The 18805-nt window shown below is 67.6% G+C and carries 19 protein-coding genes; 10 read left to right on the forward strand and 9 right to left on the reverse strand.

All coding sequences use genetic code 11. The features are described from left to right. Nucleotides 1–57 precede the first annotated feature (57 nt). The 7 genes from ACIA76_RS19760 to ACIA76_RS19790 form a co-directional block, all read right to left on the reverse strand. A complete protein-coding gene (locus ACIA76_RS19760; RefSeq protein WP_397153279.1) occupies nucleotides 58–819 on the reverse strand; it encodes an ABC transporter permease in 762 nt (253 codons plus the stop codon). Then, nucleotides 816–1805: an ATP-binding cassette domain-containing protein gene (locus tag ACIA76_RS19765; RefSeq protein WP_397153280.1), complete on the reverse strand. Its 990-nt coding sequence runs from the start codon at nucleotides 1803–1805 to the stop codon at nucleotides 816–818. The genes ACIA76_RS19760 and ACIA76_RS19765 overlap by 4 nt, the downstream gene beginning before the upstream one ends. Nucleotides 1806–1851: 46 nt before the next feature. Beyond that, nucleotides 1852–2457, reverse strand: a complete 606-nt coding sequence (locus ACIA76_RS19770) for a PadR family transcriptional regulator (RefSeq protein WP_397153281.1) — start codon at nucleotides 2455–2457, stop codon at nucleotides 1852–1854. A 36-nt stretch (nucleotides 2458–2493) separates the two neighbouring features. Further along, complete coding sequence (locus ACIA76_RS19775; protein WP_397153282.1) at nucleotides 2494–3393, reverse strand: DUF5937 family protein; 900 nt, start codon at nucleotides 3391–3393, stop codon at nucleotides 2494–2496. Nucleotides 3394–3634: 241 nt separating this feature from the next. Then, nucleotides 3635–4897: a glycosyltransferase family 4 protein gene (locus ACIA76_RS19780; protein ID WP_397153283.1), complete on the reverse strand. Its 1263-nt coding sequence runs from the start codon at nucleotides 4895–4897 to the stop codon at nucleotides 3635–3637. Beyond that, a complete protein-coding gene (locus ACIA76_RS19785; protein WP_397153284.1) occupies nucleotides 4894–6408 on the reverse strand; it encodes a 1,4-alpha-glucan branching protein domain-containing protein in 1515 nt (504 codons plus the stop codon). Before ACIA76_RS19785 ends, ACIA76_RS19780 begins: the two co-directional genes overlap by 4 nt. A gap of 4 nt (nucleotides 6409–6412) precedes the next feature. Continuing rightward, entirely contained in the window at nucleotides 6413–7180 is a 768-nt protein-coding gene (locus ACIA76_RS19790; RefSeq protein ID WP_397153285.1) for a class I SAM-dependent methyltransferase, read from the reverse strand. Nucleotides 7181–7368: 188 nt separating this feature from the next. On the opposite strand from ACIA76_RS19790, the gene ACIA76_RS19795 reads away from it, so the two are divergent. The 3 genes from ACIA76_RS19795 (at nucleotide 7369) to ACIA76_RS19805 (ending at nucleotide 10748) form a co-directional block, all read left to right on the forward strand. Next, nucleotides 7369–8154: an electron transfer flavoprotein subunit beta/FixA family protein gene (locus tag ACIA76_RS19795; protein ID WP_397153286.1), complete on the forward strand. Its 786-nt coding sequence runs from the start codon at nucleotides 7369–7371 to the stop codon at nucleotides 8152–8154. A gap of 38 nt (nucleotides 8155–8192) precedes the next feature. Further along, nucleotides 8193–9152 (forward strand): electron transfer flavoprotein subunit alpha/FixB family protein, encoded by a 960-nt coding sequence (locus tag ACIA76_RS19800; RefSeq protein WP_397153287.1) that lies wholly within the window; start codon nucleotides 8193–8195, stop codon nucleotides 9150–9152. Nucleotides 9153–9341: 189 nt separating this feature from the next. Continuing rightward, the gene (locus ACIA76_RS19805; protein ID WP_397153288.1) at nucleotides 9342–10748 is read left to right on the forward strand and encodes a M1 family metallopeptidase; all 1407 of its coding nucleotides are present in this window, start codon (nucleotides 9342–9344) and stop codon (nucleotides 10746–10748) included. 2 nt (nucleotides 10749–10750) lie between these two features. On the opposite strand, the gene ACIA76_RS19810 is transcribed toward ACIA76_RS19805, so the two are convergent. Further along, complete coding sequence (locus ACIA76_RS19810) at nucleotides 10751–11149, reverse strand: DUF1707 domain-containing protein (RefSeq protein ID WP_397153289.1); 399 nt, start codon at nucleotides 11147–11149, stop codon at nucleotides 10751–10753. 69 nt (nucleotides 11150–11218) lie between these two features. On the opposite strand from ACIA76_RS19810, the gene ACIA76_RS19815 reads away from it, so the two are divergent. The 7 genes from ACIA76_RS19815 to ACIA76_RS19845 all read left to right on the forward strand — a co-directional run bounded on the left by ACIA76_RS19815 (nucleotide 11219) and on the right by ACIA76_RS19845 (nucleotide 17939). Further along, nucleotides 11219–12166, forward strand: coding sequence for an aminoglycoside phosphotransferase family protein (locus ACIA76_RS19815; RefSeq protein ID WP_397153290.1), 948 nt, complete (start codon nucleotides 11219–11221; stop codon nucleotides 12164–12166). A 277-nt stretch (nucleotides 12167–12443) separates the two neighbouring features. Next, a complete protein-coding gene (locus tag ACIA76_RS19820; RefSeq protein WP_397153291.1) occupies nucleotides 12444–14123 on the forward strand; it encodes a sensor histidine kinase in 1680 nt (559 codons plus the stop codon). Further along, on the forward strand, nucleotides 14123–14533 hold the full coding sequence (locus ACIA76_RS19825) for a roadblock/LC7 domain-containing protein (protein ID WP_397153292.1): 411 nt from the start codon (nucleotides 14123–14125) through the stop codon (nucleotides 14531–14533). The genes ACIA76_RS19820 and ACIA76_RS19825 overlap by 1 nt, the downstream gene beginning before the upstream one ends. Before the next feature lie 9 nt (nucleotides 14534–14542). Further along, nucleotides 14543–14890 (forward strand): DUF742 domain-containing protein, encoded by a 348-nt coding sequence (locus tag ACIA76_RS19830; RefSeq protein ID WP_397153293.1) that lies wholly within the window; start codon nucleotides 14543–14545, stop codon nucleotides 14888–14890. After that, entirely contained in the window at nucleotides 14865–15470 is a 606-nt protein-coding gene (locus ACIA76_RS19835; protein WP_397153294.1) for a GTP-binding protein, read from the forward strand. Before ACIA76_RS19830 ends, ACIA76_RS19835 begins: the two co-directional genes overlap by 26 nt. Next, a complete protein-coding gene (locus ACIA76_RS19840; protein WP_397153295.1) occupies nucleotides 15467–16711 on the forward strand; it encodes a cytochrome P450 in 1245 nt (414 codons plus the stop codon). The genes ACIA76_RS19835 and ACIA76_RS19840 overlap by 4 nt, the downstream gene beginning before the upstream one ends. A gap of 10 nt (nucleotides 16712–16721) precedes the next feature. Then, entirely contained in the window at nucleotides 16722–17939 is a 1218-nt protein-coding gene (locus ACIA76_RS19845; protein ID WP_397153296.1) for a cytochrome P450, read from the forward strand. A gap of 1 nt (nucleotide 17940) precedes the next feature. Here the strand turns inward: ACIA76_RS19845 and ACIA76_RS19850 are convergent, their stop codons facing one another. Beyond that, nucleotides 17941–18798: a LysR family transcriptional regulator gene (locus ACIA76_RS19850; protein WP_397153297.1), complete on the reverse strand. Its 858-nt coding sequence runs from the start codon at nucleotides 18796–18798 to the stop codon at nucleotides 17941–17943. Nucleotides 18799–18805 lie beyond the last annotated feature (7 nt).

Below are 18805 nucleotides of genomic sequence, written 5' to 3' on the forward strand. Positions count from 1 at the left end.
CGCGTTGCCCGCATGATCGACGAATACCTGCATGCGGGCCACGAAACATCCACCGGCTCAGGCGTTCTCGCGTGCGAAGCTGCGCGCACCGACCACGATCAGTAGCACCGCGATGACCACCGTGAGGCCGACGCCCAGATACACCTCCGACCCGGTGAACTCACCGCGGAACAGCGCGCGGGCGGCATCGACGGTGTGCTTGAAGGGATTGATATCGGAGATGACGCGCAGCCAGGTGGGCGCCAGACTCATCGGCAACAGGATGCCCGACAGCAGCATGATCGGCACCGACAGGCCGTTGGTGATCGAGGCGAGCACGGTCTCCGACCGCGACCACAGTGCCAGCGCATAGGAGCCCGACGCCAGTCCCGCGGCCATCACCGCGATCAGCAGCACCGAGGCGAGCAAGCCGAGGGCGTTGGGCCGCAAGGAGAATGCGAGCATCGCGACCACGACCAGCAGCAGCGCCTGCACGATCAGCACGACCATATCCTTGACCACCCGCCCCAGCAGCAGCGCCCCGCGCGCGGCGGGCGTGACCCGCTGCCGCTCGATCACCCCGGCGCGCAATTCCCAGACCATGCCGAATCCCGCGCCGATCGAGCCGAACAGCCCCAGCTGGATGACCAGCGCCGGAGTCAGGATCCGCCACGGATCGGCGCCGCTGCCGAGCACGGGCGCGAGGGCCTTCAGCAGCGGCCCGAACAGCACCAGATACAGGATCGGCTGACTCAATCCGATGAAGACCCACATCGGATTACGCAGCTGACCGCGCAGTTGCGACCAGAACACCAGTCCGGTCTCGCGAAGGAAGTTCATCGATCCTCCCGCAGGGAGCGCCCGGTGAGGGTGAGGAACACATCATCGAGGCTGGGGCGTTTGACGGTCAAAGATGCCGGGGTGATGCCGTTTTCGCCCAGGGCGCGCAGCAGCGGCACCACCGCGACGTCGCCGCGCGGAACGGTCAGATGCACCAGCCCGTCGGCGCGCAGCCGGGAGCGCAGCGGGAGCGCCTGTTCGGCGATCCGGATCGCGAGATCGGCGTGCGCACCGTCGATTTCGAGGCTGATCACATCGCCCGCGATGCGCTGTTTGAGCTCATCGGGCGTGCCGGTGGCGACGATGCCGCCATGGTCCATCACCAGGACGCGGTCACACAGCGCGTCGGCCTCCTCGAGGTAATGCGTGGTGAGCACGATCGTGGCGCCCTGTTCGCGCAGCCGCCGGATATGCTCCCACAGGTTGGCGCGGCTCTGCGGATCCAGTCCGGCAGTGGGCTCGTCGAGATAGATCAGGCCCGGGTGGTGCACCAGGCCCAGGGCGATATCGACGCGGCGACGCTGCCCGCCGGACAGTTCGCGACACCGGCGGCGGCCCAGGCCCTCCAATTCCAGTGCGGTCAGCAGGGTTTCGGCACTGGCCGCGGCGGCGGCCCTGCTCATACCGAAAAACCGTGCCTGCAAGACCAATTCATCGATGACGAGCTCCTCGCCGGAGGTCATGCCGCCCTGGGCGACATAGCCGATGCGCGAGCGCACGGTGCGTGGATCGGTCCGCAGATCGGCCTCGGCGATCGTGGCCTCGCCCGCGGTGGGCGCGAGCAGCGTCGCGATCATGCGCAGTGTGGTCGTCTTGCCCGCGCCGTTGGGCCCGAGCAGCCCGACGATCTCGCCGTCGAGCACCTCGAAGTCGACGCCCGTGACGGCCTCGACCGGTCCTGATGTGGTGTGAAATGTCCGCGCCAGCCCCAGAACTCGGATAACCGAGGTCCGAGTGTGGCCACGAACCGTAGCCGTCGTTTCCATGCCGAGAACGGTAGGAACAACGGCTCGAATAGTCAAGCTTTAGTATTCAGGCTTGAATACTTCTCCAGTGCGCGGCGGTCCAGACGTCCAGCTCACCGCTTTCGATGCGCTGCAACGTCTTTCGCGTCCACTCCAGATCCGCCCGGATGTGATCGGCGGACAGTCGGATGAGGTCGGCGACGTTATGCGGTTCGGCCTCGGCGGGATCGCCGGATCCGGCGAGAATCCGCCGCACCTCCCGGTCCAGACGGGTCAGCTCGGCCTCGAACATCTGGATACGGCTGCGCAGTGCGGTCAGGACCTCGTCGCGAGGCGCCGCCGGAAACAGCGAGACCGCCGCGTGATAGGGATGTTTGGGCTGTTCGGTGGACCACAGCGCCGTGCGGACCATATCGCCGAATTCCTTCTCCCCCTCGGCCGTCATGCGATACGTCGTGCGCTCCGGACGAGCCCCGTCCTGTCCAACCCCCTCGACGGCGATCAAACCCTCCCGCTGCAACGTCTTCAGCGCGCCGTAGATGGAACCGGGCTTGGCATTGGCCCAGCTATCGGCGTGCCAGGACAACAACTCCCGGCGCACGTCGTATCCGTGCACCGGCTGTGCCATCCGCACCACCGCCAACACCAGCATTCGAGTCGTAGGCACACCCATACCCGCAGGTTATCGCGTGCCGACCGCGGCGCGGATTCAGCGGCGGTTGGCGGTGAGCAGATCCATGCCGAGCGGAGTGCACTGATGCCAGACGGCCTTGCCGTCGCGCTGGGAGGTGATAAGACCGGCCTCGCGCAACGCCTTCGCCTGCATGGACGCCGCACCGATGGTCAGCCCCAGATCCAGGGCGAGTTCGGTGGTGGTGCGCTGCTGGATCACCGACTGCAGGGCTCGCGCGCGGGTGACGCCGAGCAGGGCCGCGATCGAATCGGCCGGTTCCTCCTCGCCGTCCACCAGCGGCAACGGGGTGGTCGACGGATAGACCAGCAGCAGCCGGCCGTCCGGCTGGAAGGCGACCAGGGGGTGATCGGCCCACAACAGGCTGGGATACAACGTGATCCCCTGCCCGGTCGTGGAGACCGTGAGCTCATGCGGCGAATCGGCCTCGAGCGTGGTGCCGTGCCAGCGGACCGACGTATCGGTGCCCGACAGCGCCGCGCGCAGGCCGTCCCGCGCCAGAATCCGCGCCCGCCATGCCGTTTCGGCATAGAACGCGGTACGCAGCCGTGGCCACTGCCGGGCCAGGACGGTGGCGTACGCCGAGCGCAACGCCTGGTACAGATCGTTCCACGCCTCGCGATCCTGTTCGGCCAGCTGTGTCACCCACAGCGTCTGCGGCCGATCGATCGACCACATCCGCTGCAGTTCGGCCGATACCGTCTTGCGCGGCGTCGACATGATCTGCTCGATGCCCTCCTCGACGCTCGCGATGGGCGGTTCGAGGAAGTCGGGACCCACGCCCAGCGGCGAGATCAACTGCAGCAGTGGACGGGCCCGCACCGGTAGCATCCGCGACATCTGCTGCCGCCAGGGCGCGAAGATCGGATGGGAATCCCGGCGCTGCATCATCGCCACCGCGATCGCCAGTTCCGTCAACGGCAGTGGCTGCTCCGCGATGGATACGCGTAGAAGATCATCAGCCGTGCAATGGATTCGCAACATGCTGCGCCGCCTCCATTCCGAGGATTCAGCCAGAGCTTAAACCATCGCACAGCCATCGACCAGCGTGAAAACATCGTGGCAAAAGGGATGAGTGGTAAGGGATTTCAGAATGCCAGGACAGAACCCGCTTTGAGGGGAGCCCTCCGCGCCGAGCGGCTCGGAGGACAGCGGGGATCTAACAGGGACTATTCGGATCCCGCTCCGGCAGCGGCCGTTCCACGATATTGGGCCTGCCGAGCGGATTGCGCACCCGGCGCTTGGCGGCCTGGTAGACCTGGATCGTCTCCGCGGCGACCACCTCCCAGGCGAAATCGGCGGTCAGCCGCTCGCGGGCGGAGTGGGCCCGGTCCTGGGCGGCGGCCGGATCGTCGAGCACCGCGGTGACCGCGTCCACCAGACCGTTCACATCCGCCGGTTCGAACGACGCGCCCGTCACCCCGTCGATCACCAACTCGCCCAACCCACCCGCGGTGGAGGTGACCAGCGGCGTTCCGGCGGCGGCCGCCTCGAGGGCGACGATACCGAACGGTTCGTATCGACTCGGCAGCACGATCGCGTCCGCGCCGTGCAGCCAGCCCAGTAGTTCGGCGTGGTCGAGGCGGCCGACGAAGGTCACCGCGCGGGCGACCCGGTGCACCCGGGCGCGCTCACGCAGCCAATCGAATTGGGTACCCACACCCGCGATCGTGAGCGTGGCGCCCGGATGCGCCCGGCGGATCCGCGGCAGCGCGGCGATCGCGTCCTGCACGCCCTTCTCGTATTCGAGCCGCCCGACATACAGCAGCCGCGGCGGGCCCGGGCGCGGCGCGCGATCGCGAAAGGTCCACGCGCCCACATCGATTCCGTTACGGATGACCGTCACGGGCACGTTCTCGGGACCGTAGAGCCGATCCACCTCGTCCTGCATCGACGTCGAACATGTGATGAGCGCGTCGGATTCGCGCGCCAGCCACCATTCGACCGAATGCACCTGCTTGTTCACCTTGCCCGACACCCAGCCGCTGTGCCGTCCGGCCTCGGTGGCGTGGATCGTCGACACCAGCGGCACGTCGTAGTGTTCGGCCAGCGCGATCGCCGGATGGGCGACCAGCCAGTCGTGGGCGTGCACGACATCCGGGGTCCAGCCCTCGGCGATGCCGGGCTTGCTCAGCGCGATACCGGCCCGGACCATCGCATGACCCATGGCCAGCGTCCAGGCGAGCATGTCGTCGCCGAAGTCGAAGCACGGCGGATCCTCGGCCACCGCGACGACCAGCACGCGGTCCTCGATGAAGGTGTGCGTGGGATGGGTCGAGGAATCGGTGCCCATCGGGCGGCGTGCCAGGACGACCACCTCATGCCCCGCCGCAGCGAGTTCGGTGGCCAGGTGGTGCACGTGGCGCCCCAACCCGCCGACGACAACCGGTGGGTACTCCCACGACACCATCAATATCTTCATACGGGTCCTTCGAGACGGCGCGCATCGAGCGCCGGGAACAGTCCGTCGGCCGCGTACCATCCTGCCGCCAACTGCCCGGCTTTGGCGAGTTGGCCGCCGGTGACGGCGGCGGCGATCTCCCGGACGGCATGGGCGTGCTGATGGGCGCGGTCGCGAGCGTAACCGGCCGCCGAGTCCTTGCTGACCATGAAGGCCCAATCACTGGACACGGCCAGAATCGCCTCACGTAGCAATTGATCGGCGACCGGATCGCGAACCCCGTCGGCCTGCACCCGCATCTTGTCGAGCGTGTCCAGCGCCAAGCGCACGATCTCGGCGTTGAGTTCCACCAGATCCCGCACCGGCTCCCCGGCCCACACCCGCCAGTCCTTGCCCGAACCCCACGACGAATCCGCCAGCGGCACAGGTTCGCCCACGTAACCGCGGGCGCGGGCGTCGGCGAGGGTGCCGACGGTGACCCCGGCCTCGGGCAGCGCACGCAACACCTGCTCGAGCCACTGCGGGCCCTCGTGCCACCAGTGCCCGAACAGTTCGGTGTCGAAGGCGGCGACCACGAGCGCCGGACGGCCGATGCGCGCGGATTCGCCGATCAGTCGCTCGCGCACGGTCCGCACGAAGTCCTCGACATCGCGGCGGACCGCGGTCGCGGCGAGATCTGGGTCGTAAGGGGCCTTGTCGGGACCGGCCACCTGTTTGCCGGTGACTCGCGCGGGCTTGAGACCGGTCTCGTGGTCGTAGTGATGGAAGTCGCGGTACTGCGGCTGGCCCGGATAACCGGACTTCGGCGACCACACCCGGTAGCTGACCTGCAGATCCCGCCCGAAGGCGAGCACCGGCGAATCCCGGACCGGCCGCCCGAGCGTGGTGTCCCCGCGCAGCGCCGGACCGTCGACCATGAAATGCGTCACACCCGCGGCGGCATAGGTCGCTTCCATGCCGGGGGTGAAGCCGCATTCGGGCGCCCAGATGCCCGACGGGGTATGCCCCCAGCGCTGCCGGGCGTCGGCCAGCCCCTCGGTGAGTTCGAACGACCGCAGCCGCGAATCCAGCAGCGGCTGGAACGGATGCGCGAGCGGACCGCCGAGCAGTTCGATCGCCTCGGCATCGATCAGCTCCCGCCAGACCGGTGAACCACCGTGGCGCCAGCGCTGTTCGAAGTCGGCCAGCGCGGCGGTCGCGAGCCGATGCTCGTAGTGACCGAGCGCGCGGTTACCCGCCATCGCCGCCTCATCCGCCCGCAACCGCCAATTGCCCAGCCAGTGATGCATTCCGGCCAGACAGTGCGGATCGTCGAGCTGGGCGGCCAGCACCGGGGTGATGCCGAGGCTCAGCAGATGCGAACGCCCCTCGGCGGCAAGGTTTCTCAATACCTGTGCGACGGGAAGATAAGAGGAGGCCCAGGATTGGTAGAGCCACTCCTCCCCCACCGGCCAGCGGCCGTGCCGGGAGAGCCATGGCAGATGGGAATGCAGTACCAGGGTGAACTGGCCGGGAACGGCGGTATCGGTCAACGGTTCACCGATCTTCGGGCTTCACCGCGACGGCGACCAGATCGAGGCTGGCATCGATATCGTCGGTGCGCAGGGCGAAATCGTCGATGCGCACGGCCGCGACGTCGGCGGCCAGATCCGCGGGCCAGGGCTCACCGGCCAGCGCCCGCTCGATCTGGGCGTCGATGATCGATCCGCCCCATTTGGCGTCCAGCGCAACCAGTTCCGGCCCGTGGTGCACGCCGGACATCAGCTCGACCCGGAATCCGGCCTGCTCCACCAGTTCCGACAGCTCGGCGGCATCGAGCTCGCGAGTGTGGAAGGGGTTCAACGGCGTATCGCGCCCCGGCGAGAAGGTGATCCGGTTGGGCGTGCTGATCAGCAGCGAGCCGCCCGGCCGCAGCACGCGCAGGCATTCGCGCAGGAATTGCGCCTGGTCCCAGAGATGTTCGATGACTTGGAAGTTCACCACCACATCGACCGAGGCGTCCTCGAACGGCAGCTCGGCCAGATTGCCCTGGATCATCTCCACCCGCGGATAGGCCGCCCGCACATGTTCGACCGCACTCGCGTCGTAGTCCAGCCCGATCACCCGGGCGGCGACATCGGCGATCATGTTCGCGCCGTAGCCCTCTCCCGATCCGGCCTCGAGGACCTCCCGGCCCGCGCACCGGTCCAGCAGTCGCGCGTAGGCGATCTCGTGGCGGCGGAACCAGTAGTTCTCCTCGGGGATACCCGGCACCGTCCGCTCGCCGGTCAACGGCAGCGGATCCACGGGAACGGCCTCGCTCATTCACTCGACGTTAGCGGCTGGCCCTATCACACAGGGACTCGGAGTGGCGATGCAGAACATCACACCGTAAGTTACCCATGAGTAACTTAACGTAGGGTAATGTCCGTGCACGAGCTATTCGTGGACGTACGGAACGATCGTGCGACCCCACCTCACGTGCCACCAGAACAGGAGGTCGACGAAGACCAATGCCGAACATCGTCGTACTGATCAAGCAGGTTCCCGACACCTGGTCCGAGCGCAAGCTGTCCGATGGCGATTACACCCTCGACCGCGAGGCCGCCGACGCCATCCTCGACGAGATCAACGAGCGTGCCGTCGAAGAGGCCCTGTTGATCAAGGAGGCCCAGGGCGGCGAGGTCACCGTGCTCGCGATGGGTCCGGAGCGGGCGACCGAGGCCATCCGCAAGGCGCTGTCCATGGGCGCCGACAAGGCCATTCACGTCAAGGACGATGCGATCCGCGGATCCGATGCCGTGCAGACCGCGTGGGTCCTGGCCGGTGCACTGGGCCAGATCGAGGGTATCGAACTGGTCATCGCCGGCAACGAGGCCACCGACGGTCGCGCGGGCGCCGTACCGGCGATCATCGCCGAGTACCTGGGCATTCCGCAGCTGACCCACCTGCGCAAGCTGGCGGTGGACGGCGACAAGATCACCGGTGAGCGCGAGACCGACGAGGGCATCTTCAAGCTCGAGGCCACGCTGCCGGCCATCGTCTCGGTGACCGAGAAGATCAACGAGCCGCGCTTCCCCTCCTTCAAGGGCATCATGGCCGCCAAGAAGAAGGAAGTGCAGACCTTCACCCTGGCCGATCTGGGCATCGACCCGTCGACCGTCGGTGTGGGCAACGCGGGCACCGCGGTAACCGGTGTCACCCCGAAGCCGCCGCGCACGGCGGGCGAGAAGATCGTCGACGAGGGTGAGGGCGGCCAGCAGATCGCTCAGTACCTCATCGGCCAGAAGATCATCTGATTCCGCCCCCGAGCCAACACACTGCAGGAGAGAGAACAATGGCAGAAGTACTCGTGCTCGTGGAGCACGCCGAAGGCGCGCCGAAGAAGGTCACCACCGAGCTGCTGACCGCCGCTCGCACCCTGGGCACCCCGTCCGCCGTCGTGCTGGGCGCGGCGGGCACCGCCGACAAGCTGGCCGATGCGCTGACCGCCGCGGGTGCGGAGAAGATCTACGTCGCCGAATCCGACGATGTCGACGGCTTCCTGGTCACCCCGAAGGTCGACGTGCTCGCCGGGCTGGTCGAATCCGCTTCTCCCGCGGCCGTTCTCGTGGCCGCCACGGCCGAGGGCAAGGAGGTGTCGGGCCGCCTCGCCGCCCGCATCGGCTCCGGCCTGCTGGTCGACGCCATCGACGTCAAGGCCGACGGTTCGGTCACCCATTCCATCTTCGGTGGCGCGTTCACCGTGGACGCCAAGGCCACCGGCGATGTGCCGGTGATCTCGGTGCGCCCGGGCGCCATCGAGGCCAAGCCGCAGGCCGGCGCCGGTGAGAAGATCACCGTCGAGGTTCCCGCGCAGGAAGACGGCGTCACCAAGGTGACCGCTCGCGAGCCCATCACCGGCGGCGACCGTCCGGAGCTCACCGAGGCCACCATCGTGGTCTCCGGTGGCCGCGGCGTCGGCAGTGAGGACAACTTCCACAAGGTCGTCGAGCCGCTGGCCGACGCGCTGGGTGCCGCGGTCGGCGCCTCGCGTGCCGCCGTCGACTCGGGCTACTACCCGGGCCAGTTCCAGGTCGGTCAGACCGGTAAGACGGTCTCCCCGCAGCTGTACATCGCGCTGGGCATCTCCGGCGCCATCCAGCACCGCGCGGGCATGCAGACCTCGAAGACCATCGTCGCGGTCAACAAGGACGAAGAGGCGCCGATCTTCGAGATCAGCGACTACGGCATCGTGGGCGACCTGTTCAACGTCGCCCCCGCGCTGACCGAGGCCGTGAAGTCTCACAAGGGATAACAAAGCCCTGAGGGCCGATGGCCCGCACGCATCGAGTGGCCCCGGCACGCTTTTCGCCGGGGCCACTTGCGTTTTCATCCGATGCGGCCCGTCTCCCGCTGTCCGGCAACGTAATTCGAGAGACCGAATCGGTTGCGGCAGGATACGCTTTCGCGCGGAAGTATTCCGTTCGAGGGAGGGATCCACCGGATGACCACCAGATACTTATCCGTGGCCGTCGCCGCCGCACTGTTGTGCGGCCCGATCGCGACCGCGGGCGCCGAACCGCCCGCCAATCCCACCGTCGGCTCCCCGGGCCTCGGCGATCCCTACTATCCGATGGACGGCAACGGCGGATACAACGTCGACAACTACGATCTGGCCATCGATTACGAGCCGTCGACGCATGTGCTCACCGGCCGGGCGACCATCTCCGCCAAGGCGACCCAGCTGCTGAGCGCGTTCAACTTCGACTATCAGGGCCCGGAGGTCACCGGCGTCAGCGTCAACGGGCTACCGGCGCGATTCGACCGCAACGGCGAGCACGAGCTGACCATCGTCCCCGCGCTACCGGTGCTTCCGCTCCTGCCGTTCACCGTCGTCGTGGACTACTCCGGCGAGCGCACGGAATCCGATCAGGGCTTCTACTACACCCCGAGCGGCGGTGCGTTCGTCTCCGGTCAGCCGCACGGAGCGCCGCTGTGGTACCCGGTCAACGACACCCCGCTGGACAAGGCGACCTACACCATCCGCACCACGGTCCCGCGCGAATGGGATGTGGTGGCCAACGGTGTTCGCACACAGGACGAACCGAAGGGTGACAGGCATACCGTCACCTGGCGGATGAACACACCCATGATCAGCTATCTGTCCACGATCGCGATCGATCACTTCACCTATCTGAATCAACAGCGCGCCAACGGAACTCCGCTGATCAGCGCGTTCGCGCCGGGTATGGAGGATCGCGAGGGCCTGGAACGGCGCCTGCCCGAGATCCTGGACTTCCTCGAAAGCCTGTACGGCCCTTATGCGTTCGAGGCCGGGGGAGGCACCTATATGTCCAACGATATCGAGTTCTCCCTGGAGACCCAGTCGCGGCCGATCTACGCGGGATGGGCGAAGAAGCTGAACGTCGTGGTGCACGAGAACACCCATCAGTGGTGGGGCGATTCGATGTCGATCACGCACTGGTCCGATATCTGCATGAACGAATGCTTCGCCAGCTACACCGCGGACTTCCTCTGGCCTGAACGCCAGGAGGGCGCGAATCCGGATGACATCTACCGCACCGCGCTGAACAAGCTCGACACCAAGCGCCCCGAGCACTGGCAGATCCCGCCCGGAAATCCCGGCGCCGGAAAGGAATTCACCTCCGTCTACGACCGCGGCCCACTGTTCCTGCACGCGCTGCGCCGCACGATCGGCGACGAGGTGTTCTTCGCGGCGATCCGGGACTGGGTCCAGGGCCACCGCTACGCCAACAACACCCTGCCCGACTTCGAGCACTTCATCGAGCAGCGCTCCGGCCACAACCTCGCCGACTTCTTCGACGCCTGGCTGATGCAACCGACCCGCCCCGCCGATCAGTACCTCTACCCGGGCAACCTCGGCTCCTGATCTCAGGCCTCGCCGGGTCGATTCGTGAGGATGCCGATGGTGGTCGGGATGCACAGCGCCAGACCCCACGGCACCTCCACCCAGAACGGCCAGAAGTATCCGGCGCCGGTGGCCAGCCAGATCAGCACGCACAGGATGTTCACGAATACCCATGGCGTCCACATGATGTAGACCCAGGTCGGCATGACGCCGGACCGCTTCGGCCGCCGCTCGGCGTCCCGTAGGGCCGGGAGGTCGGACAGGACCGGCCTCAGCTCGCCGTAGGTGCGTGCCGCATAGACCTGCCGCACCCGGTCGTCGAATTCGTGCAGGGACAGCCGCCCCTCGTCCATCGCCAGCCGCAGTCGCGTGACGATCTTCTCGCGGTCGGCGTCGGACGCCCGCAGATTCTCGTTACCCACGAGGTGAGATTAGGTCGTCCGGGCGAAATACGGTTGCCCGGAATACTTCTGAACGAAAGACTGGGCCGAATGCCGATCACCCTGCCCCCACAGGTCGCCAGGACCATCCGCACCTACTTCCCCGCCCGCGGCGCGCAGTGGATCGCCGATCTGCCCGCCCTGACGGAAAAGCTCTGCGGCAGCTGGGATCTCGAGCTGATCGGGGACGCCTTCGGCGGCGGCACGCATTCGTTCGTGGCACCGGTGCGCCGCGCGGACAGCTCGACGGCGGTGCTGAAGGTTCCGGTGGTCGACGACGACAACCGCGGCGAGGCCACCGCCCTGCACTCCTACCGCGGTGACGGCGCGGTGCGGCTCTACGACTACGACCCCGCCTCCGGCGCGATGCTGCTGGAGTGGGCGCGCCCCGGCATGCCGCTGCTCGGGCAGCCGGGCTTCCCGAGTCTGGAGGGACGGCCGGACAACATCTGGCGGATCGAACGAGCCTGCCGGTTGTACCGGCGGCTGCGCCGGAGGCCGGGCGATATCCCGGACGGCTTCCCCACGCTGCCCTCGGCCACGGCACTGACGGCGAACTGGGCCGCGCGTTTCGGCGATCCGGAACCCGCACTCGCCCAGGTGGTTCCGGCCGAGTTGCTGGAGCGTGCCGCGGCGCTGTGCGCGACTCTGGCCACCCCGGACGGCCCGTTGCTGATCGTCAACCGCGACACCCATCTCGGCAATATCGTTGCCGCCGAACGCGAGCCGTGGCTGCTCATCGATCCCATTCCATTTCTGGGCGAGGCCGCGTTCGACGCCGGGTACCTCGTCCTGATCCAGGTGCAGTCCGATCCCACGCCCGAACATGCCGCGGCCGTCGTCGCGCGCACGGCCGCGGCCCTGGACGTCGATCCGCGGCGCGCGCATACGTGGGCCTTCCTGCGCGCCATGGAGGAGATCTCCTGGTCGGTCGACGACGACGATCCGGAAATGCGCGCCTTACACCTGGCAACCGCCCACGCCCTTGTCGTGTCATGAACCGCCCGCAACATGTTCTCCACCCGGAACGCCTCGTAGACAACAGTTTTGCGGCGGCATCCGCAGGACACCGTTGGGTCGCGTGTTTGTAACGAAAAGGTCGCTGCCACGCAGAATTGCTGATAATGTCTTGCCGTCGAGTGCCGGGAACCGGTCTGTACGGTAAGCGCTTCGAATCCCGGGATCTGCGATGCGGTGTCCATCCGGCCGTGATGACATGTGGTCGGCGAATTGAGGAAGGACGGGCGGCCGGGGCTGCCGGCGACGAGGGAACCTGATGAATCAATCTACCGCCGTGACGATTTCGTGGATCCTCGCAGTCTTCGCCGCACTCGCCGTCGCCGCGGCGGCGGTCGCGGCCTACTACGCGGCACAGCAGCGCGCGCGTGCGGCCCGCACCGAACGCGAGCTGCGGACCCGGCTGGCCGAGGCCGATCAGACGCTGCACGCCCGCGAGGACGATTTCGCCCACGCCCTGCGCTCCCGCGAGGACGAACTCGAGCGCGCCCTGCAATCCCGCGAGGACGAGCTGGAGCACTTCACCACCACCACAATCGGTTTCGTGGCCGATGCGGTGCGCCGCGCGGAACATCCGACGGAACTGCAAATGGGCGGCGGCGACCGCTTCACCCACCTGCTGCAGGCCCTGGCCGATCGCAGCGCCGACGAGCTGCGCGCGATCGCGGGCGAGACCGAGCAGCGGGTTCGGGCGGATGCGGAATACGTGACCCGGCAGGCGGTTTCGGCCGCCGAGTCCGGTGCCCGCGCCGATCTGGAGAACTCCGCGCGCGAGGCGACCAGCGCGGCGGTCCGCGCCTTCGGCACCTCGGTGGTCAGCCTCGGCGCGGATGTCAGTCAGGTGGTGAGCGCCGCGCTGCGCACGCACCGCGGCGACGAGGTCTACGAGACGCTGACCCGCATCGATCACAGTGTGCAGCAGATGATCCGCCAGGCGCAGTCGTATGTGATCGTCTGCGGTGGTCTGCCCGGCCGCCGCTGGCCGCAGCAGACGCTCACCGATGTGGTGGGCGGGGCGGTCGGCCGCGTCCGCGACTTCACCCGAGTGCGGCCGCATCAGCTCGATCGGATCGTGATCAGCCGCGCGGTCGAGCCGCTGGTGCATACGCTGGCGACGTTGCTGGACAACGCGCTTCGCTATTCGCCGCCCACCTCCTTCGTGGATATGACCTTCCAGGAGGGCCACCACGGCGTGACGGTGATCGTCGACGACGCCGGCGTGCGGATGAATGCCGAGCAGATGGAGGAGGCCCGCCAGGTGCTGGCCGGTGAGCGGGTGATCGACATCCACTCCCTGGGCCCCGCACCGCGTGTCGGCTTCCCCGGCATCGCCGCGCTGGCCCGCCGCTACGGCTTCACCGTCTACATCGACGGCCCCAACGCCTACGGCGGCATGCGCGCCATGGTCTACATCCCCGAGGCGCTGCTGGCCCAGCCGGCCGCGCCGCAGATCCCGGCCGAGCTGTCCACCGCCGCACCGTCTTCGGCGATCGCGCCCGCCCCGCCGACCGCCGAGGCGACCGAGACCACCGCACTGCTGACCGTCTCCGCCGAACCGGTCCGGCCCACCATCGTTCCCGCCGCCGACGAAATCTCCACCACCCTGCCGGTTCCCGTCCCGGCGGAGCTCACTCGGCCCACCGCGGTAGCCGATCCGGCGGGCGATCCCACGCCGACCCTGATCGCCGCTCCCGTCGCACCCATCAGGCCCGCGCCGGAACCGACCATCGATGCCGACGACGACGAGTCGACCATGGACGACATCACCGCGGGCGGGCTGCCGCGACGGCGGCGCCGGACGGTCGCGGTCTCCACGTTGACGCGCGGCTCGCGCACCGACAACGCCCTCCCCCGAACCGATATCGCCGCCGCCTGGCACAGCGGCTCCCAGAGTGGCCGTGCTGCCGCATACGATCACACCGAAGGGATGACATCCTGATGGGCACACCCGTGACGGCCGTTGCCGACGGCACGAACAAGCTGGCCTGGATGCTCGAGGACCTGACCGTTCCCGGCGTCCGATTCGCTGTCCTGTTGTCCGAGGACGGCCTGCGGATCGCGCATTCGGGCCAGATCTCCGTCGACAACGCCGAGCGGTTCGCGGCCGCGGCGTCGGGTCTGCGGTCGCTGGGCAAGGCGCTGGGCGAATTCGCCGGCGCCGCGAATTCGGTGCGGCAGAACATGACCGAATACGACCACGGGATGATCTTCATCACCGCGGCCGGCGAGGGCGCGCTGATCGGTGTCTCGACCACTCCCGATGTGGACGTCAGCCTGATCGCGCACCGCATGAACGAACTAGCCGCGCGGGTCGGCCGCGAACTCGGCGCCCTGCCCCGCCATCGGTAAGCCGCCGTCATGCGGCACCGACGCGATCCCGATCTGGTCCGAGCCTATGTGCGCACCGGTGGGCGCTCGCGTGCCACCCGGGAACTGGACCTGGTGACATTGGTTCTGGCAGCGAATGATCCGGCGCCGGGGATCAGTCCCGACGCGCGCCGCGTCCTCGGTGTCTGCAGTCGGCGCGGCGCCCTCTCGATCGCCGAGATCGCCGCTTATCTCGACCTGCCGCCGTCGGTGGTGAAGATCCTCGCATCCGATCTCCTCGACAGCGGTCATCTGGTTCTTCCCGCCCCGGCCGAACCGATGCCGGAACTCGCCCTGCTCGAGGAGGTACTGAATGGGCTCCGCGCTCTCGCCGTTTGAGCGCACCGTGGACTACGTCCCCGAGACGGTCACCAAGTCGGTGAAGTTGTTGGTGGCGGGGAACTTCGGGGTCGGCAAGACCACCTTCGTGTCCAGCGTCTCGGAGATCAAGCCGCTGCGCACCGAGGAGACCATCACCGAGGCCAGTGTCGGCGTCGACGATATGGCAGGCCTACCCGGCAAGGAAACCACCACCGTCGCCATGGATTTCGGCCGCATCACGCTGAATCCCACACTGGCGCTGTACCTTTTCGGCACTCCCGGCCAGCAGCGGTTCGTCCCGCTGTGGGAGGAACTGGCCCGCGGCGCGCTGGGCGCGCTGGTGCTCGTCGACACCCGCCGCATCGATAAGGCCGACGAGGTACTCGCCACGCTCGAGGAGCGCGGCGTACCGTATTCGGTGGCGGTCAACGAATTCGAGGGCGGACCGCGCTATCCGCTCGAGGAGATCCGCGACGCCCTCGACCTGGCGCCCGACACCCCGCTCACCGCGCTCGACGCCCGCGAGCGGCTCGGCTGCGTCGAATCGCTGATCACGCTCGTCGAATATCTGTTCCACCGCTTGGAGTCTCGTCCTTGACCAGGTCCGATCCGGCTCAACCCCGGACACCGCACGGCTCGCCGATCGACACCGACGGCCCCCACATTCCGATGTACACCGAGGAATTCGCCGCGGATCCGCATGCGGCCTATCGCGAGATGCGCCGCCGATTCGGGTCGCTGGCCCCGGTCGAGCTGGCCCCGGACGTTCCGGCCACGCTGGTGATCGGCTATCGCACCGCCGTGCGAATCCTCAACGACCCCGAGCACTTTCCCGCCGATCCCCGCATCTGGCAGCGCACCGCGCCACCCGACAGCCCGGTCATGCCGATGCTGGAATGGCGGCCCAACGCACTGCGCAGCGCGGGCACCGAACACACCCGCTACCGCCAGGCCAATGTGGCCGCTATCAACGGCGTCGATATGCACGCGCTGCATTCGATCGTGGAGCGCATCGCGGTCCCGTTGATCAACAGCTTCTGCACCGAGGGTGCGGCGGATCTGGTGGCGCAGTACGCCTTTCCGCTGGCGTTCGAGGCGATCAACGGGATGCTGGGCTGCCCGCCCGAGATCGGGCGGCGCATCGCCGAGGGCCAGGCCGCCATCTGGGACGGCGTCAACGCCGACAAGGGCAACCTGATGATCAGCGAGGCGGTGCTGGAACTGGTGCGGCTCAAGCGTACTCGTCCCGGCGACGACGTCGTCTCGCGGCTGGTCGCCGATCCGGCCGAGCTGTCGGACGAGGAGATGCTGCACCAGATCGTCACCCTCTACGGCGCCGGCATCGAACCGCAGCGGAATCTCATCACCAATACGCTGGTGCTGATGCTCACCGACGAGCGATTCGCGGGCGGACTGCTCGGCGGCGCACTGTCGAGCCGGGACGCGCTCGACGAGGTGCTGTTCACCGATCCGCCCGGCGCGAACTACTGCGTGAGCTATCCGCGCCAGCCGATACTCATCGACGACGTGTGGCTGCCGGCCCATCAGCCGGTGGTGATCAGCATGGCCGCCTGTAACAACGATCCCGCGGTCGGCGCGCGCGAATTCATCGACAACCGTTCACATCTCGCGTGGAGTATCGGGCCACACGCCTGCCCCGCGCGCTCCGCGGCCTATCTGATCGCCCAGGACGCGATCGATCAGCTGCTCGACGCACTTCCGGAAATACGTCTGGCCGTGGCGAATTCGGCTCTGCGGTGGCGGCCCGGGCCGTTCCACCGCGCGCTGGCGGCACTTCCGGTCGCATTCCCGCCGAGTCTTCCGTTGCAGATCACTTGAGGAGAACATCGTGTCGAGCAACCCGATCGTGTTGGATCCCACCGGTTCCGATATCCAGGGCGAGATCCGCCGACTACGCGAGCGCGGGCCGGCCACCATGGTCGAGCTGCCGGGCGGGGTCGCCGCATGGTCGATCACCGATACCGCCCTGCTCGAACGCCTGCTGACCGACCCGCGCGTATCGAAGGACGCGCGGCAGCACTGGCCCGCGTTCGTCAACGGCGACGTCTCGCCGGATTGGCCGCTGTATGTCTGGGTGGCCGTGAACAACATGTTCACCGCCTACGGTCCCGAACACCGCCGCCTGCGCAAGCTGGTCGCGCCCGCGTTCACCACCCGGCGCACGACAGCGCTGCAGCCGAGGATCGAGGAGATCGTCGATGATCTGCTGAACAGCTTGGCGGACAAGCCCTCCGGCGAGGTCGTCGACCTGCGCGAGGCGTTCTGCTACTCGCTGCCGATCCGGGTCATCGCGGAGCTCATGGGCGTACCCGACGCGCTGCTGCCCGGACTGCGCACATGTTCCGACGGCATCTTCGACACCACCATCGGGCCCGAGGCGGCACAGGCCAACTACCTGGAGCTGTATCGGATCCTGGCCGAGCTGGTCGCGATCAAGCGCGCCGAGCCCGGCGACGATATGACCAGCATGCTCATCGCCAACCGCGACGACGACGGCACCCAGCTCACCGAGCAGGAACTGCTCGACACCCTGCTGCTGGTGATCAGCGCGGGCCACGAGACCACGATCAACCTGTTGGATCAGGCGATCTTCGGCGCGCTGACCCATCCCGATCAGCTGGCCGCGCTGCGGTCCGGCGCGGTGCCCTGGCCCGATCTGGTCGAGGAGGCGCTGCGGCACGAGACCGCGGTCGTGCACGCCCCGCTGCGCTACGCCGTCGAGGATATCGACGTGGACGGCGAACTGCGCATCACCAAGGGCGATCCGATCATCGTCTGCTACGCCGGACCCGGCCGCGATCCGAAGGTGCACGGCGACACCGCCGATACCTTCGACATCACCCGGACGAACAAGAACCACATGGGCTTCGGCCACGGCGCGCACCACTGCCTGGGCGCGCCACTGGCCCGCCTCGAGGCGAATGTGGCCCTGCCCAAGCTGTTCGAGCGTTTCCCGCGGATGCGGCTGGCCGAACCGGCGGATCGACTGGGCGCGCTGGCGAGCTTCATCTCCAATGGGCACGCGAAACTGCCTGTGTATCTCTGATTCACGAACCATGCAGGGAGGACAGCAGACTCTCTAGGATCGGGGACCGTCTGGCCTCGCTGCGCAGTACCGCCGAGACCGGGACCCGCAGCGGGCTCCCGGCCAGTTTCAGGGTCGCGATGCCCTCGGTCTGGCTGTCGGCGTAGAGGATGGTCCATGCGTCCGGGCGGTTGATCAGTTCCATGGTGGCCGTGTGGTCCGGGGGGATGGGCGGGCCGAAGGTGGGCCGGGTGGGGAGTTCGGCATAGGCCTTGCGGACGACGTTGTGCAGCAGAACCTGTTCCTGTTCCGGGGGCAGTAACAGTGGAAAATCGCCCAGTGTGGCCAGTGTCACATCATCTCGTCCGGCCAATGGATGCGCTGTCGAGGTGGCCACGACAAGGTCCTCCACCCAGAGCTTTTCGACGCTCAGACCAGGCTGATCGACACTGCCGCGGATGAGAGCAAGATCACAATCACCATCCGCGACCGCGGCGATGCGCTGCCGGAACGGTTTGATGACGAATTCGATCTCCGCACCCGGATGCGCCTCGCGCGCACCGGCTATCGCGGACAGCGATCTTGTTGCGAAGGACATGTTCGCCGCGAGGCGAATTCGCGGACCGGAGGCCCGGACAGCTGCGCGAATGGCCGATTCCAGGCTCAGCATCTGCTTCGCAAGAGGAAGTAGCCGAGTCGTAGCGTCAGTCGGCACGACCGATCGCGTGGAGCGTTCGAAGAGCTGCACACCAAGATCATGTTCGAGTCTCGCGATCTGATGACTGATAGCAGATTGCGATATGAAGCACCGCGTCGCGGCCCGGCTGAAGCTGAGCTCCTCGCAGACCGCGACGAAGTAGGACAGCTGTCGCAGTTCCATCAAGATC

The organism is Nocardia sp. NPDC051570 (assembly GCF_044454005.1).
Classification (GTDB): Bacteria; Actinomycetota; Actinomycetes; order Mycobacteriales; family Mycobacteriaceae; genus Nocardia.

What these genes read in the sequence shown, in the direction of transcription:
- ACIA76_RS19835 (WP_397153294.1), top strand. Translation starts at nt 14,865, where the DNA reads ATGGGCTCCGCGCTCTCGCCGTTTGAGCGCACCGTGGACTACGTCCCC.
- ACIA76_RS19820 (WP_397153291.1), top strand. Translation starts at nt 12,444, where the DNA reads ATGAATCAATCTACCGCCGTGACGATTTCGTGGATCCTCGCAGTCTTC.
- ACIA76_RS19830 (WP_397153293.1), top strand. Translation starts at nt 14,543, where the DNA reads ATGCGGCACCGACGCGATCCCGATCTGGTCCGAGCCTATGTGCGCACC.
- ACIA76_RS19780 (WP_397153283.1), bottom strand. Translation starts at nt 4,897, where the DNA reads ATGAAGATATTGATGGTGTCGTGGGAGTACCCACCGGTTGTCGTCGGC.
- ACIA76_RS19825 (WP_397153292.1), top strand. Translation starts at nt 14,123, where the DNA reads ATGGGCACACCCGTGACGGCCGTTGCCGACGGCACGAACAAGCTGGCC.
- ACIA76_RS19850 (WP_397153297.1), bottom strand. Translation starts at nt 18,798, where the DNA reads ATGGAACTGCGACAGCTGTCCTACTTCGTCGCGGTCTGCGAGGAGCTC.
- ACIA76_RS19760 (WP_397153279.1), bottom strand. Translation starts at nt 819, where the DNA reads ATGAACTTCCTTCGCGAGACCGGACTGGTGTTCTGGTCGCAACTGCGC.
- ACIA76_RS19765 (WP_397153280.1), bottom strand. Translation starts at nt 1,805, where the DNA reads ATGGAAACGACGGCTACGGTTCGTGGCCACACTCGGACCTCGGTTATC.
- ACIA76_RS19795 (WP_397153286.1), top strand. Translation starts at nt 7,369, where the DNA reads ATGCCGAACATCGTCGTACTGATCAAGCAGGTTCCCGACACCTGGTCC.
- ACIA76_RS19790 (WP_397153285.1), bottom strand. Translation starts at nt 7,180, where the DNA reads ATGAGCGAGGCCGTTCCCGTGGATCCGCTGCCGTTGACCGGCGAGCGG.
- ACIA76_RS19805 (WP_397153288.1), top strand. Translation starts at nt 9,342, where the DNA reads ATGACCACCAGATACTTATCCGTGGCCGTCGCCGCCGCACTGTTGTGC.
- ACIA76_RS19815 (WP_397153290.1), top strand. Translation starts at nt 11,219, where the DNA reads ATGCCGATCACCCTGCCCCCACAGGTCGCCAGGACCATCCGCACCTAC.
- ACIA76_RS19800 (WP_397153287.1), top strand. Translation starts at nt 8,193, where the DNA reads ATGGCAGAAGTACTCGTGCTCGTGGAGCACGCCGAAGGCGCGCCGAAG.
- ACIA76_RS19770 (WP_397153281.1), bottom strand. Translation starts at nt 2,457, where the DNA reads ATGGGTGTGCCTACGACTCGAATGCTGGTGTTGGCGGTGGTGCGGATG.